This window comes from Alcaligenes sp. NLF5-7, from assembly GCF_024266725.1.
Taxonomy (GTDB): Bacteria; Pseudomonadota; Gammaproteobacteria; order Burkholderiales; family Burkholderiaceae_B; genus Alcaligenes; species Alcaligenes phenolicus.
The window spans coordinates 2,294,773-2,311,057 of the sequence record NZ_CP100755.1 but is presented as its reverse complement, the minus strand read 5'-3'; the positions used below and the strand labels follow the sequence as shown (position 1 = coordinate 2,311,057).

11 protein-coding genes and 1 riboswitch are annotated in these 16,285 nt (G+C 53.2%); of the genes, 3 read left to right on the top strand and 8 right to left on the bottom strand.

Annotation, left to right across the window (positions count from 1 at the left end; all coding sequences use genetic code 11):
* Positions 1 to 5: 5 nt before the first annotated feature.
* From MID00_RS10620 to MID00_RS10595, 6 genes are read right to left on the bottom strand one after another with little or no spacing between them, the layout of a single operon-like run.
* Entirely contained in the window at positions 6 to 1,292 is a 1,287-nt protein-coding gene (locus tag MID00_RS10620) for a diaminopimelate decarboxylase (RefSeq protein WP_254498807.1), read from the bottom strand.
* A gap of 54 nt (positions 1,293 to 1,346) precedes the next feature.
* Entirely contained in the window at positions 1,347 to 2,138 is a 792-nt protein-coding gene (gene trpC, locus MID00_RS10615) for an indole-3-glycerol phosphate synthase TrpC (RefSeq protein WP_035270368.1), read from the bottom strand.
* Positions 2,135 to 3,223 carry an anthranilate phosphoribosyltransferase gene (gene trpD, locus MID00_RS10610; protein ID WP_235332462.1) on the bottom strand — a complete coding sequence of 363 codons (1,089 nt, stop codon included), beginning with the start codon at positions 3,221 to 3,223 and terminating at the stop codon, positions 2,135 to 2,137. Before trpD ends, trpC begins: the two co-directional genes overlap by 4 nt.
* A 14-nt stretch (positions 3,224 to 3,237) precedes the next feature.
* A complete protein-coding gene (locus MID00_RS10605) occupies positions 3,238 to 5,385 on the bottom strand; it encodes an NAD(P)-binding protein (protein WP_254498806.1) in 2,148 nt (715 codons plus the stop codon).
* Positions 5,386 to 5,437: 52 nt separating this feature from the next.
* A complete protein-coding gene (locus MID00_RS10600) occupies positions 5,438 to 6,148 on the bottom strand; it encodes a B3/4 domain-containing protein (protein WP_009458725.1) in 711 nt (236 codons plus the stop codon).
* Positions 6,149 to 6,204: 56 nt separating this feature from the next.
* Positions 6,205 to 7,095 carry a DMT family transporter gene (locus tag MID00_RS10595; RefSeq protein WP_031233054.1) on the bottom strand — a complete coding sequence of 297 codons (891 nt, stop codon included), beginning with the start codon at positions 7,093 to 7,095 and terminating at the stop codon, positions 6,205 to 6,207.
* 226 nt (positions 7,096 to 7,321) lie between these two features.
* On the opposite strand from MID00_RS10595, the gene MID00_RS10590 reads away from it, so the two are divergent.
* Positions 7,322 to 8,164, top strand: a complete 843-nt coding sequence (locus MID00_RS10590; RefSeq protein ID WP_009458723.1) for an AraC family transcriptional regulator — start codon at positions 7,322 to 7,324, stop codon at positions 8,162 to 8,164.
* Positions 8,165 to 8,293: 129 nt separating this feature from the next.
* On the opposite strand, the gene MID00_RS10585 is transcribed toward MID00_RS10590, so the two are convergent.
* Together MID00_RS10585 and metH are read right to left on the bottom strand one after the other, a co-directional pair.
* The gene (locus MID00_RS10585; RefSeq protein WP_254498805.1) at positions 8,294 to 9,133 is read right to left on the bottom strand and encodes a helix-turn-helix transcriptional regulator; all 840 of its coding nucleotides are present in this window, start codon (positions 9,131 to 9,133) and stop codon (positions 8,294 to 8,296) included.
* Between the two features lies 1 nt (position 9,134).
* A complete protein-coding gene (gene metH, locus MID00_RS10580) occupies positions 9,135 to 12,908 on the bottom strand; it encodes a methionine synthase (RefSeq protein WP_254498804.1) in 3,774 nt (1,257 codons plus the stop codon).
* Positions 12,909 to 13,050: 142 nt separating this feature from the next.
* Positions 13,051 to 13,216, top strand: a riboswitch (cobalamin riboswitch).
* A 69-nt stretch (positions 13,217 to 13,285) separates the two neighbouring features.
* Between metH and MID00_RS10575 the strand changes: the two genes are divergently transcribed.
* Together MID00_RS10575 and MID00_RS10570 are read left to right on the top strand one after the other, a co-directional pair.
* Positions 13,286 to 15,139 (top strand): TonB-dependent receptor, encoded by a 1,854-nt coding sequence (locus tag MID00_RS10575; protein ID WP_060185323.1) that lies wholly within the window; start codon positions 13,286 to 13,288, stop codon positions 15,137 to 15,139.
* Between the two features lie 187 nt (positions 15,140 to 15,326).
* Positions 15,327 to 16,268, top strand: coding sequence for an ABC transporter substrate-binding protein (locus MID00_RS10570; RefSeq protein WP_254498803.1), 942 nt, complete (start codon positions 15,327 to 15,329; stop codon positions 16,266 to 16,268).
* The last annotated feature ends 17 nt before the right edge of the window (positions 16,269 to 16,285 follow it).

Here is a 16,285-nt window from a genome sequence, read left to right as displayed (position 1 = left end):
AACACCTAAGCGAAAGAAAGTAGTTGGGGCGCCGCCAGCAGATTGCGCCATTTATCAGCGTCATCACCCGGCTTGCTGATCATGCGAGCCTGGCCATCCTTGCCAACGATCACCTCACCAGCAGGCGGCACATTCAAAAACTCCATATGCTGCGTCGCGCAATACGCTCCCACATCAAGAACCAGCAAATAATCACCTGCCTTTACCGAGGCAGGGACAGTCACTTCACCTGGTATAGGATAGTCATTCCGTAGCAGCGTGCGGCCTCGAATTTTGGCTCTACCCGCGTCCTTGTAGTCTGTAATTTCCTGAAAGTGGTCGTCCAGAAAGACAGTATTGTGAGGCCGATTAAGTAGCTGGGCAGAGGGCATCAACATGCGAGAACTATCTGTAACAACGATATGCCCATTGGAATGACGCACTACATCTCGTTTGACGCTTGACACCAAAACACCGGAATCAGCCAACACATCACGGGCCGGTTCAAATAAGAATTTAACCGTCTCAGGTATTTTCATTTCGACCGCTAGGTCACGGATCGCAAGGAAATAGGTATTCCAGTCAAAATGCTTTTTCTCTTCATCCCATAATTCATAGTTAAAACCATGCCCACCCGCAAAATTAATTGATTTCGCTGATGGAAAGTGTTTAACAAACATGTGGAAGATTTCACGCACGATATCAACCATATCCTGAAGTGAATTGCCACTTCCGCAATACACCTCAAAGCACTCCAGAGTTCGCCCACTATCTTTCAACATTTGGGCTAATTGTCCCAGTTGCTCGACCTTCACCCCAGGTTTATCCGAACGAAGACTATCTATACGAGCACTGATCGTCGGCGCATTCTGCTCAATAGCAAATGCGATTTCATCAAGGCTAGCCAGAAACACCAAATGCTTTTTGGCATTCCAATAGCTGAGTTCCTTGTTCGAAACATGCCCTGGAGAAATAATGAATCTGTCAAACCCATACTGTGTGAGTAGCTCGTACTCATTAGGCATCTGTAACAAGATACCAGCCCCTGCATCATGAAGAGGTTTCATGACATGAGGGTTTGCATTGGGGAAAAACGGAATGTACAGGGAGACACGCCCCTCCAAGCCTGCAGCACGATAGGCTGATGTAATGCGCTGAAAGTTCTTCAGAACCTGGCTTTCGCTGTAAACAAAGACAGGGGTGCCGGATTTAGAGCAAATATTAGCTAGGTTAGCTGTTGAAACCCAATGACTCTCTAAATAACGAACATCCAAACACGGCACGTCTTGCTCTGCGGCCTCATATATCGACATAGTGTTCCTCTTAAAACAAAGTCACAACAAAGAAAGGTGGGTTGCAAACACCCACTACAAACAGGTGATAGAGCGCGTCGCATGTTCAATATCAGACACTCGCATCAACTGCTCACCAATCAAAAAACCCTTTATTCCGCTAGCTTTAAGACGAAGCACTTCTGCTGGACTGGATATTCCACTTTCACTAACTGCCAAACAATGCGGCCCCAACATCTTGAACAATCGCTCTGACACGCCAAGATCAACCGAGAAGTCACTCAAGTTACGGTTATTTATCCCGACCATTCGTACATTCATAGACAAGGCGCGTTCTGCCTCGGCCTCATCATGAACTTCAACCAGCGCTTCCATTCCAAGACTCTGAGCCCGCTCCATCAGCTCTTTCAGTAAGGAGTCATCACCTAGCATCGACATAATCAATAAAATGCAGTCGGCGTTCATCGCTCTGGACTCATAGACCTGATACATATCCACAATGAAATCCTTACGCAGTACCGGCAAGTCAGACGCAGATTTTGCAAGCTGCAGATCCCCTGCCTTCCCTTGAAAAAAATGGGCATCAGTCAAAACCGACAAACATGCTGCACCGCCCTTTTTATATGCTTGGGCAATCTCAACAACATCAAAGCCTTCTCTAAGCAATCCTTTTGATGGACTCGCTCGCTTGATCTCTGCAATCAGTGCAATCTGGTCTCGCACCACGCGTTTTTCCATGGCGGAAACGAAACATCGAGGTGGTGGCAACCGGGATATAAGAGACTCAAACCTAGATAGAGACATCTCGCTACGAGCTCGTTCGATTTCCTCAAGCTTATAAGCCTTGATCGTGTTCAAAATACTCATAGGTCACCAGAAAGCTCAGAGGAAAACAGTTGGGGAGCATCCCCCTGACAAGAAACAGAGATCAAACGCTGCAAACATCGCAATGCCTGGCCCTCATCAATGGAAGCACGCGCAATTCGTATGGCATCCAACCAGCCCTCTGTTTTCCCGGATGCAATTAATGCTCCAGCCGCATTGATCAATGCGATATCCCTATAAGGCCCAGCCTCCCCTTCGAGGACTGAACGCAGTGCATGTGCATTCGTCTGCGGATCTCCTCCTTTTAAGACGTCAGGCGCAGCTATAGACAAGCCAAGGTCCTCTGGCCGTATCTCGAGATCAGTCAAATGACCACTGATAGCCAACGTTGCAAAAGTCGGACCTGTGGTAGTAATTTCATCTAGTCCATCAGAACCATGAACAACAAGAACCCGTTCAGATCCAAGCTCAGCCAAAGCAGCAGCTAAAGGGCGAACTAAGCTTCTGGCGTAAACACCAACCAAATGATGCTTAACCCCAGCTGGATTGAGTAACGGACCAAGAATATTAAAAAGTGTTCTGGTTCCAAGCTCTACGCGCACCGGCATCGCTTTCGCAAGAGCTGGATGATGAGCAGGAGCAAAAATGAACCCAATTCCAACCTCATCAATGCAGCGTTCAATCGTGTGAGGCTGTACGTCCAGATTTACCCCAAGCGCTCGCAAGACATCAGCAGCACCAGACCTTGAGGAAAATGCTCTATTCCCTTGCTTGGCTACGCGAACTCCAGCACCTGCCACAATAAAAGCAGCACATGTAGAAACGTTGTATGTCCCCGAGTTATCGCCCCCCGTTCCCAGAATATCCATCGTTCCTGGTGGAGCCTGTATAGTCACCATACGTGCTCGCATTGCAAGAGCGGCACCGACTATCTCATCGATAGTCTCACCACGCATGCGTAATGCAGTCAGCACTGCCCCAACTTGTGCCTGGCTAGCTTTCCCAGAAACGATACTGTCCATCAAAGCAGCCATACCGTTACGACTCAACGACCTGTACGAGACAAGGTCTTGAATAGCCAATTTGATATCAAACGCGTCGGTTTGCATTGTTATGGGGGTCTGCATGAAAACCTCAGCGGCTATGAACACATATCCATGCGCTCTGACTGAAACGCATTGAATACATCCAAATCCTCCGGGAGAGTCTGGTTCCAATCCAATGTCACATTCTCTCGACGAAATGGAGGTATGTCATATAAACGGTTGTCCAATGTCCTAGCGAACAAATGACCGGCATAAACTGCGGCAGCTATCGTACCCGGTGCATAACAATCACCAATCCTCACTACTCGTCGCTGGGGGCCATCCCCTTCATTGAGAACAGCAAGCTGCGCATCAAGCTCCCGATACAAGGAATCATTCGGTACCTGTGAGGTCACCAATACCACCGCATCCGCAAGGAGAAATCGCTTGCGCCCGGTAAACACACAAGCAATCACAACGCCATCCGATAAAATCTTCTCTAGCTTGTGGGATACATGTACACCCTCACACAGCTCGATCAATCTTTTCTGAATTTTTGGCTGCTCAGCCGTATTGAGCGTGAATGCCGAGACCAAGCTCTCTGGCGTCACAAAACTCACGGAACAACCTTGGGCGGCAAGCCGCTCTCCAATCACCCCTGCCATGTAGTAGTGATCGTCATCAAATATGAGTACCCGGCCGCCAAGCGAACTCCCAGCCATTACATCGTCAGGAGTAAAAACCGGTAACCGGTTCAAACCTTCAACGGGTGCCGAGTAGGTACGCCCCACACCATCTGCCCGCCATCGAGCGCCAGTTGCCACGGCAATCAAATCGCAATCTGTCTCCAGAACCATGCTGGCGGAAACAGGATTCTCCGGTAGAACAAGGACATTCGGATTCTTGCGCAACTGCCCCACTCGCCAATCGGCAACCCGACGCCATGCTGATAAGCCAGGCAAACTAGCCTCCGTCAGAGCACGTCCACCTAGATTGCGCTCCTTATCAGCCAAGATCGTTTCATAGCCACGTCTTCCCAACCACAATGCGGCCTCCAAACCAGCAGGCCCGGCCCCTACCACCAAAACTTTATGATCTGTATTTTTGGGCTGGATGATTTCTGGATGCCATTCTCTACGCCACTCTTCACCCATGGTGGGGTTCTGAGTGCATCGCAAGGGGACACTGAGCTTGTCTGATGCCACACAAATATTGCAACCGATACACTCTCGAATATCCTCAAATGCCCCTGTTCTGATCTTCTCCGGAAGATAGGGGTCTGCAATAGAGGGCCGCGCCGCCCCAATCAAATCCAACTTCCCAGTCGAGATTAATGACAGCATATGATCCGGGGATGTATACCGACCTACACCTACAACCGGCTTTCCAGTGACCTGTTTCACAAAGCTGATGTAACTGTCCTGAAAACCTTCATCACTAAAACGCGATGTCTGTCCATCATTCCCAAATGGACTGAGATTTACATCCCAAAGATCCGGCAAGTCGGCCAACATTTCAACAACATCACGGCCCTCCCCCTCAGCAGAAAGACCAAAAGGTCCAGCCAGCTCATCTACACTGAATCGCAAAGCGACTGCACATCGATCCCCCACGGCCTCCTTAGTATCCAAGAGCAACTCTTTTAATAAACGCACTCGATTTTCCAGGCTGCCCCCATACTCGTCTGTTCTCTGGTTATGACGCCGCGACAAGAAATGAGCTGGAAGCGTCATGTCGTGGCCTGCATAGATGTACACAATATCGAACCCAGCTCTCTTAGCATTAAGCGCAGCATTCCTGTGCCAACGCAAAAAGTCTCGAATATCACTTTTGTCCATTTCCCTGGCAGTAACGGGAGCCACTCCTCTTGTCGGAGCCAAGGAAGGGGCAAAAGGGATAGCACGCGTCTCCAAATTAGTTACGTGAAAACCATTGTGAGCAAGCTCTATGCCTGCCAAAGCACCGTATCGCGCTATCTCCTCACAAGCTTTGGATAAAACAGGTATATCCCTGGTATCCCAAAGCCTAAGCTCTCTCGGACGACAACTGGAGTAATGAATGTCGCACTGCTCAGTGCAAATAACACCCCATCCGCCCTCAGCCTTGATCCCCCGCATTCGAGCCATTGCACTTGGGTGCACCCGATTCATACCATTGCAATGGGGCACCTGATAGAAACGGTTTTTAGCGATTACCGGACCAATACTCAAAGGCTCAAAAAGTGGTGCATAACGATCAACACTTACTGGGGGGAAAATAGTCATTGTTATCTCTGATTGTTGTGCTGACAGACCTGAAAGACGCCAACGCCATGCCCTACTTACAGAGTTCAGGCACAAACTCAAAACGTCGACTGTGCTGAGTCAGCATTCCCTCCTTCAGAACCTCTATCTCCAACTCAGCCGCACGTATCGTGATGCGTTCGTGCAAGGCCTCCAGATCTTCATAAGCCCGCTCATGTAATGCCTCCGCGACGACCAGTACCGTATCTGACTCTTTAGAGACCACGGACTGAGCCCCCTGCCGGAAAACCCAGCGACGTGAGTGCGCATGGTTGGCCTCATCGGCAAACACAATCTCGTCCTCTGTTGGATGTTCGACCTCACCCTGAAAGGTTCGGTAAATCTCCGTACCATCGGCAGGCCGAACTGTGATGCCTCCAGAAATATGGGCGCAGTCAAATGCCGCAATCGGAATGGCTGCCTGCATAGACTCTGCGTTCAAAGTATCGATCAAGGGATGAAAGCCAGGCAGGTGTCCGTCTTTACGAAAGCGACGCAGCAATGCCTCAACCGCACAGCGGTATTGGGTCGGCTTCATGCCCATCTGGGAATACGCCTGACGCCAGGCCTGAATAGACGGGAGTTCGCTCTCCGGCCCCTGCTCCAGCAACTGGCCAACCCTCGTAAATGTGCTGTTCAGGGCATCGTTTTGGAGTTTAGCTACCCTCACCCCTTGTAAAACCAGGACCAATGCCGTCAGCCTCGGAAAGCGGTTCCACACAGTGTCAGAATGATTGAAGTACATGGTATGCAGGGCACCTTTCGCCAATTGAAAATGTGAAATACAGGCAAGCACACTGCCTATTGCGTCAGTACGGTTCGTGCTCGGGTTCGCTCCGGGAAGGTCAACACAAAAATGGCAAGAATGACCGTGGCAACACCCACAATCTGTACCCACCCAATCTGCTCCCCTAAAACCAGCGCTGCCAGGGTGACGGCTGTCAAAGGAGCCACCGCCGTAAATACAGACGCTTCGCTGCCACTGACCCGCGCTGCCCCGCCATACCACAGCAAAAACCCTGCAACGGTAGGGACAAGCGCATACCAAGCCACAGCACCTATCGCTGCGGTATCTGGCATGGAAAGCGGTAACTCAAGCAAAGCAAAGGGCAAGGACACCAGCAGGCCCAGACCGGTCATCGTGGTGGCTTGCAACAAAGGCCGCAGCGGCACAGGGATGCGCTTGTTAAGCAAAATGAATGCGCTCTCACAAACCACGGCTCCCAGGATATAAAACATGCCAATGGACGAACTTGGACCTGAGCCCTTCCAGACCACTGCCATGACACCCAAGGTCGCCAGCACGACGCTGATCAGCAGCCTTAGCCCTGGCCGCTCGCCCAGGACGATCACGGAGAAGAGCGCAGACACAGCGGGCAATGTGCCGATGATTACGCCCGCATCAGCCGCCGACAAATGGGACAAGCCTGCTATCAGTAAGGTCGTATAGCCAACACTGCCCGCCCCGGCCTGAAGCAGCAACAGTACCCAGTCCCGGAACAACAGCTTGGGCCACCGCTCTCGCTGCCAGAACATCAGGGCAAGCAAAACCGGCAAGGCAAGAGCAAAACGAAGTGCCGTTGCCAAAAAAGCAGGCATGTTGCCAGCGATCAGTTTGGAGGCAATAACGGTCGATCCAACCGTCATCATGGCCAAGGACAACAATACATATCCAAGTGTGCGACTTGACATCTTTTCCTCTAGGACGCAAATCAATTCACGTAATAACCTTGGTATTTAATAATATTGATCAAGAAAAATCTTGAACGATATTGCAAGGAAACAGAAAATCCGCAGACATCAAGAGGGAGCACTATTTTTTGATAAAAACAAAAATAGAAAACGATTAGAATAGTCATTTCCCCACTCATCCAGGAACACGAAGTGCGCTCTTAGAAAATGAAAGGAAATATCCCAAATGAAGGTCAGTAAGCAATTCAAAGCGAAGGTATGCGGGCAGACAGATATCGTCGCTGTTGAAGCGATGTCCAGCCAATCGTTTGGTCGGCATACTCACGATCAGTTTGGGATAGGGGTGCTGGTCAGCGGAGCTCAGGACTCAGCCAGTGGTCGCGGACAGGTACGAGCGACCAACGGCAACATGATTACCGTCAACCCGAATGAAGTTCACGATGGAAGACCCGTAGACGGCAAGGCAAGAACCTGGCGCATGCTGTATCTGGACCCAGAGCTGATCGCCCAGTTTGCCCAGTCCATGGGGCATAGCGCCGGGGTGGAGTTTATCCACCCTGTTCTTGGCGACACCTCGGCGGTCATGGCATTCAAGCGCCTGTACGTGGCATTAACCGATCCAAAGCGCGAGCCCAAGCAAGGACTGATAGATGAAATTGCGGAGCAGGAGCTTTTTCAAATTCTGGTGCCACTGCTTGGAAATAATCAGCCCACGGAAGCAGAGATTCTATCTGCCGAGTTAGCCAGAGCCAAAGCTCGTCTTGATGCTCACCCAGAAATCCCGGTCTCACTTAATGAACTGGCAACGGAGGCCGGTTTAAGCCGATTCCAATTTCTAAGGGCGTTCAAGGCGGTGACGCAATTGCCGCCTCATGCGTATCGACTACAGCGTCAGCTGCAAATGGCACGCCGCCTGATCATGCAAGGACACACCTTACTGCAAGCGTCTCTTTTATCGGGTTTTGCAGATCAAAGCCACTTAACCCGCCATTTCGTCTCAAGTTATGGCCTGACGCCCGGCTCCCTCTCTCAATCTCGCAAAATGCAGTCTTTTTCGGCGCTCAAGTAATTGAGGGAAATCCGATAATTAATTCAAGACGACAAATCAAGAATCAATAATTTTGATAATTTATTTTATTGAAAAAAATTTGATTGGCAATAAAATCAATCTTGAAAAATAAATAATAAGGAAGCCAATTTAAACCGGCTTATCCTCATCCTCCAGCAACATCACCAGCTTGCAATCCGGCCGTATCGCCAGGCGAAAGGTAAATTGCTGAAAGCGGCGCACTCCCTGGCTGGGGTGCCGGAAATCCCGCAAGCCGCCCTCCCGCTCCACCACGGTCTGGCGTCCCCACCAGAAAGCGAATACCTGACTTTGCTGCGCCAACTCCTGGATCAAAGCCTGTATATCGGCTTCGTCCGCGTGGGCGCCTACGTCAGCGCGGAACTCGGCCACGACGCGGCTGGCGCGCTGCTCCCAGTCCACCACCAGCTCACGCGCTGCCGGGTCCAGGAAGATATAACGCAGCAGATTGGGCTGCTCGCTACGGTCGGGCCAGCCATCGAACAAACCCAACAAGGCTTCGTTGCGAGCCAGTACGTTCCAGCTGCGGTCCAGAATGTAGGCCGGGGCGGAGATGCTATCGACACATGCGCTCAAGCCTTGCGGCAAGGGTTGAATATCACCCTGCCAATGCTCGGGATCGGCGCAGTCAGCCAGTTCAAACAGATAGTGGCGCTCGGCCCGGGCCAGTTTCAGGACCGTTGCCAGGCGGGCGCAGACCGTGGGGGACACGGTAACGTCGCGACCCTGCTCGATCCAGGTGTACCAGGTGGTGCTGATATCGCACAGCTGCGCCACTTCTTCGCGACGCAAACCAGGAGTGCGACGGCGCACACCGGGAGCCAGCCCCAGGTCTACAGGCTGGATACGCTCGCGTGCATTACGCAAAAATCGTCCCAAAGCCTGACGCCGGGGTTGAGAGGCGCTCTCGGCGCCGCCCGGATTAGCCCCTGTTGGCCCCGTCGTTCCCATATCAGCCTAATACGCCCGACAAGCTGCGGCGTACGTCTTCTTCCGTACGACCACTGCGCTGGATATAGTCTTGCAACTGGTCTTCACCAATATTGCCCACGTTGAAGTACTTGGACTGCGGATGGCTGAAGTAGAAGCCCGACACACTGGAAGCCGGAATCATGGCGTAGCTGTCGGTGATGAACATCTCGATGTCTTCACACTGCAGGACACGGAACATATCGTGCTTGACCACGTGTTCCGGGCAGGCCGGATAGCCGGGTGCAGGACGAATGCCCTGGTATTTCTCGTCGATCAGCTCTTCGTTGGACAGGCGCTCGTCGGTGACATAGCCCCACAAGTCGGTACGTACGCGAGCATGCAGACATTCGGCAAAGCCCTCGGCAAAACGGTCGCCCAGTGCCTTGATCATCAAGTCCGAGTAATCGTCGCCGGCAGCCTGGAAGCGCTCGGACAGTTTGTCTACGCCAATCCCGCCAGTAACCGCAAACATGCCGATGTAATCGGCCACGCCGCTTTCTTTCGGAGCAATGTAGTCAGCCAGACACTTGCTATCCACGCCTTCACGCTTGACGCCTTGTTGGCGCAGGTTGCGCCAGGTGAACAAGACTTCGCTGCGCGATTCGTCCGAGTAGACCTCGATATCTTCGCCATTGACGGTGTTGGCGGGGTAGAACGCAATTACACCGTTTGCCGTCAACCAGCGTCCTTCAATGACTTTCTTCAACATGGCCTGCCCTTCGGCAAACAGCGTCTTGGCCTGCTCGCCCACCACCTTGTCTTCCAGAATGGCCGGATACTTGCCGAACAAGCTCCAAGTCTGGAAAAACGGCGTCCAATCGATGAACTGGGCAATATCGGCCAAGTCGTAGTTTTTGAAGGTGCGGCGGCCAATGAATTTAGGGCGTGGCGGCACGTAGGTGGACCAGTCGATGGCAGGCTTGTCTTCGCGCGCTTTTTCCAGCGAGATCAAAGGCGTGGCTTTACGATTGGCATGGCGCTGGCGCACTTGCTCGTATTCCTCGCGCACTTCAGCCAAAAACTCTTCCACATTGTCCGACACCAGTTGGGTAGCCACACCCACGCAGCGGCTGGCGTCCGGAGTATAGATAACCGGGCCGTCGTAATGCGGGGCGATCTTCACCGCCGTATGCACGCGGCTGGTGGTTGCGCCGCCAATCATCAGAGGAATATTGCGCTCACGGAAGTACGGGTCGCGCTGCATCTCGGAAGCGACATAGGCCATTTCCTCCAGGCTGGGAGTGATCAGGCCGGACAAACCCACAATATCGGCCTCCACTTCTTTGGCCTTGGCGAGGATCTCGGCACAAGGCACCATCACGCCCATATTGACCACTTCAAAGTTATTGCACTGCATCACCACGGACACAATGTTCTTGCCAATGTCATGGACGTCGCCCTTCACCGTGGCAATCACCATGCGGCCTTTGGAGCGTACATCACCACCTGCGGCCTCGATCTGGCGCTTTTCTTCTTCAATAAAGGGAATCAGGTGGGCCACGGCCTGTTTCATTACACGCGCGGATTTCACCACCTGCGGCAGGAACATCTTGCCCTGACCGAACAGGTCGCCCACCACGTTCATGCCGTCCATCAAAGGACCTTCAATCACGCTGATGGGGCGACCACCCTGGGCATCAATCTTCTGACGAACTTCTTCCGTATCTTCCACGATGAAGCTGGTAATGCCATGCACCAAAGAGTGGATCAGACGCTGCTCAACCGTAGTTTCGCGCCAGCTCAGGTCTTCCTCTTTCTTGGCGCCGGAGCCTTTGACGCTCTCGGCCATTTCCACCAGGCGTTCAGTGGGGGTGCGTTCGTCCGCCGGATCGGTTTTCCCTTTGGGCTCGGCCCGATTCAGGATCACGTCTTCGATCAAGTCGCGCAGATGCGGTTCGATATCGGCGTACACACCCAACTGACCGGCATTCACAATACCCATGGTCAGACCTTCCTGAATAGCGTAGTACAGGAAGACGGTGTGGATGGCCTCGCGCATGGCTTCGTTGCCACGGAAGGAGAAACTGACGTTGGAAATACCACCGGACAAGCGTGCATGCGGCAGATTCTTGTGAATCCAGCCAACACCGCGAATAAAGTCCAGACCGTAAGTCGCATGTTCGTCCATGCCGGTTGCAACAGCAAAGACGTTGGGGTCGAAAATAATGTCCTCTGGCGGAAAGCCAACCTCATCAACCAGCAAGCGGTAGGCGCGTTCGCAAATTTCTACCCGACGCTCGTAACTATCAGCCTGACCTTGCTCGTCAAACGCCATCACAACAATGGCAGCACCGTATTTACGACACAGACGGGCATGTTCCAGGAAAGGCTCAATGCCCTCTTTCATGGAAATGGAGTTCACGATGGCCTTGCCTTGAACGCAACGCAAACCGGTTTCGATCACATCCCACTTGGAGCTGTCGATCATGATGGGCACGCGGGCAATATCCGGCTCGGAGGCAATCATGTTCAGGAAACGATGCATACAGGCTGCCGAGTCCAGCATGCCTTCGTCCATATTGATGTCGATAATCTGTGCACCGTTTTCCACCTGCTGACGGGCCACCGACAAGGCTTCTTCGTAGTTTTCTTGCTGAATCAGGCGCAAGAAAGCCTTGCTGCCCGTGACGTTGGTACGTTCACCCACGTTCACAAACAGGGTTTCTTCGTCAATATTCAGTGGTTCCAGACCCGACAAACGGGTTTTGACAGGAACGTCAGGAACAATGCGGGGAGGCAGCTTGCGGCACAGCTCGGCAATGGCGGCAATGTGCTCTGGCGTCGTGCCACAGCAGCCCCCCACCATATTCACCAAACCGGCTTGCGTGAACTCTTGCAGCAGGCTGGACGTATCGGCAGGTGTTTCATCAAAGCCGGTCTCCGCCATGGGGTTGGGCAGGCCTGCGTTAGGGTAGACACACACATAGGTGTCACAAATCTTGGACAGCTCGGCCACGTAGGGACGCATCAAGGCAGCGCCCAAGGCACAGTTCAGGCCAATCGTAATAGGACGGGCATGACGCATGGAGTTCCAGAAGGCCTCCACGGTCTGACCAGACAAGATACGGCCCGAGGCATCCGTGACCGTGCCCGACACCATCACCGGAACGCGTTCACCGCGTTCATCAAAGACCGTTTCCAGAGCAAACACAGCTGCTTTGGCATTCAGCGTGTCAAAAACGGTTTCGATCAGCAGAATGTCAACGCCACCATCCAGCAAGGCACGGACCTGTTCGGTGTAGGCCACACGCAGTTGCTCAAAGGTGACGTTACGGGCGGCCGGGTCATTCACATCCGGGGAAATAGAAGCCGTCTTGGGCTGCGGGCCCAAGGCACCGGCTACAAAACGCGGCCACTCGGGTGTACTGAAGGCATCGCGCGCCTGACAGGCCAGTTGGGCAGAAGCCAGGTTCAGGTCATAGCTGATGCCCTGCAAATCGTAGTCACCCTGGGCAATATCCGTTGCACCAAACGTGTTGGTGCTGATGACGTCGGCACCGGCAGACAGATATTTCTCGTGAATTTCACGAATGATGTCCGGGCGTACCAGCGACAGCAATTCGTTATTGCCTTTGACGTCCTTATGGTGATTCGCGAAGCGCTCGCCCCGGAAATCGGCCTCGCCCAATTTGTAACGCTGAATCATGGTGCCCATTGCACCATCCAGAATCAGAATTTGCTGCCCCAAACGGCGCGCAAACTCGGTACCACGCGTATAGGCAGAGATCGGATAAGGCAAAGCAGGATAGGACACTAAAAGCTCCGTAACACGAAACGGGACGTTGACGGCATCTGACAGCAAGAGCCGCGAGAATGGTGGATTGGCGCCACAATTGTAGCGCTTTGTACAGCGAATCCACCCTAAACACTTAACCTTTGCCCCAGCGGCATGTAACATTTTCCGCTCGGAAAGAGGTGCTTTCCGGCCCATGCAGCCCTGGGCCTGGGAAAGTCAAATGGGAAACGTGAGCGGTTCCGCCCTGGAACTGCCAAACGTGCTGCCCCCGCAACGGTACCTGCTACGCGCAAAGCCCGACACCAGCCTGCTTCTCGACCCTGAATTCATGGCCGTCCCACGGTGGGCGGCTTCGCTTACTGATGTGCGGGGACGCACATCTCACAGGAATCTCCATGACACTACTGTCCATCAGGCCTTTGATGGTCGCCCTGGCGGGCGCCCTGCCTTTGATCGCCACGGCCCAAACTGCCCCTGTCGCCAAACTGGATCAAATTGTTGTTACCCCTAGCCGCATGGCTCAGCCACTGAAAAACGTGGTGGGTGACGTGACGGTGATTGATCAGGAAACCTTGCAGAAAGCAGGTCAAAGCAGTGTGGCTGAAATTTTGCAGCGTCAGCCTGGGGTGGAGATTTACAGCAGTGGAGGCCCGCAGACCACGACCGGCGTTTTTTTACGCGGTACTGACCCCAAACACACCCGCGTCATGATCGACGGTATGCGTATCAATAGCCCCACCAGCGGTTCGGTGAACTGGCAGGCAATTGACCCCGCCCTGATCGAGCGTATTGAAATTGTGCGTGGCGCAGGCAGCAGCCTGTATGGCTCGGATGCGATTGGTGGTGTCATCAACATCATTACCAAAAAAGGTGGCGGTGACCGCGCCTTGAGCGCATGGGGGAATGTAGGCCTGGGTTCGCAAGACACCTTCAAAGCCAGCGCCGGTTTTTCGGGGGCGTCTCAAGGTTGGGACTACAGTCTGGCTTCCAGCTACGGCACCAGCGATGGTTTCAATGCGACCAATCCACTATTGGACTGGGCCTATAACCCCGACAAGAATGGCTACACCCAGCATGGTCTGAGCGGATCGCTAGGATATGAATGGGCACAGGGCCAACATCTTGGACTGACAGCTATCAACACCTATATGGACGGCCAGTTTGACAACGGCTCAACCGAACCTCGCACACCTAGAGCCCTGACCCGTCAGCAGGCCTATGGCCTAACCAGCACCAACAAACTGTCCGACTTCTGGACCAGTCGTTTAAGCGCTTCTTTGAGCAAAGAGGCAATAGATTCACGCACAAAAGCCCCGTCCATCTTCTCGTCTATCCAACGTCAATATAGTTGGCAAAATGATCTCACTCTCGCTCAGGGACATACTGTCTCCTTGTTGGCTGAGCGCCAGGAAGAACGGATTACTCATTCGACCATTCAACAACAGGATCAACGTAACACCAATGCTTTTTCCCTGATTTACCGGGGCGACATTAATCAGCACCACCTTCAGGCCAGCGTCCGCAATGACAATATCAGCGGCTACGGCAACAAAGTCACTGGTGGCTTAGGCTATGACCTGGACATCTACGATAACTGGACAGTTGGTCTGGCTGCCAATACTGGCTTTCGCGCCCCGACCTTTACAGACCTGTACTGGCCAAGTGGATTTGGATACCAAGGAAATCCAGACCTGAAACCAGAAAAATCACGCAATATCGAGGGCCATATCCGTTATACCGACGACACTACCGAATTAGGTCTGGTCGTCTACCAAAACCGCATCAAAGACTTAATCAGCACCGGCCCGTACGATGCAGCGCTTGGTTACAGCATGCCTATCAATACCAAAAACGCTCGTATCACTGGCGTAACCTTGACGGCCATAAAGCAACTGGGCGACACAACTCTGAGCGCCAGCGCTGACTTTACCAACCCCAAAGATCTGGACACAGGCAACCGTCTAATTCGCCGCGCCAAACAAAACTACAAAGTGGCTGTTGAACAACGCTTCGGAGCGCTGAAAACAGGGGCTGAATATCAATTTGCTTCCCATCGATTCGAAGACCCCGACAATAGCCAGCGTCTGGGCAGCTACGGCCTGTTGAACCTGACCGCCAGCTACCCTCTGACCTCCAGTCTGGAGGCCCAACTGCGTTGGAACAATGTGCTCGACAAGGATTACACCTTGGCTCGTGGCTATAACAATGCCGGCTCCAGCGTGTTCCTGAACTTTGCCTGGCGCATGTAATCAGTAAAATCAGCTTTGCTTGATTTTGGCGCGGATCTGCACAAGAGCCGCGCCATTTACTTAAAGGCGCACGATGCCCTCTTTGCTTGCGACTTGTCGTCTTCAGCACTCAAAGCGCTCTGTCTGGAGTGGATTGGGGCTATGGGGTTTGCTTTGCCTGTTCGCCCTGCTTTTGGGATTACCCATCTTGACGCAAGCGCAGGATCACGACCCGCTGCTGTCACAGGCGCAGACTCAAGCACAGCCCGAGACACAGACAAGCACAGAGCAAAGCACTCAAGAAGTACAGAGCAAGCAGCAAGATAAAACAATCCAAAAAGCCGCGACAGAGCAAGCAGTCCAACCCCCACAAACTGTCGCTCCTGCCCGCGCGATTAGTCTGGCCCCTCACATCACTGAAATTCTGTTTGCCGCCGGTGCCCAAGAGCACTTGATCGCCGTAGACAGTTCCAGTGACTACCCGCCTGCCGCCAAGGATTTGCCCCGCATTGGGGACGCCTTGCGCGTAAACCCGGAACGGCTGCTGGAGCTAAAGCCTGATCAGGTCTGGGCCTGGCAAGCCAACCAGATCGGCCCTGAATTACAGCGCCAGCTACAGCAAACCCATATCAGCCTGATCTTTGCCGCCCCTGAAAAACTGGACGATATTCCCGCCTTTGTCCGTCTGGCTGGAGACAGCCTGGACACGGCGGAGGTCGCCGTGCCGATGGCTGCTTTGCTGGACAATCAGATTGCCGCCCTGCGCCAGAACAGCCGCTTGGGCGAGACGGTCAGCGTGTTTCTGGAAATCGGCTCCGAGCCGTTGTACACCTTGGCGCGCGATCCCTTGATTCAAGATGTGCTGACCACCTGCAAAGCGCAAAACATCTACGCTCGCCATGCTGCCGTCGCCCCCACCATCAGCCTGGAAGACGTGCTGCACAAGCGCCCGCAAGTGGTCATCATGGCCTACCGTGATCCGGCCCAACTACGCGCCCGCCACCTGTTCTGGGAAAAGCATCTGGGGCTAAGTCCCCACGCCTTGCTGAACCTGAACCCGGATGCGCTGTACCGCCCCGGCCCCAGGCTGATAGAGGCGACTCGCGAACTGTGCGAGCAACTGGATCGCTATCGAGCCCAGGTATCCTGAGCGGTTTTCTACTTCGG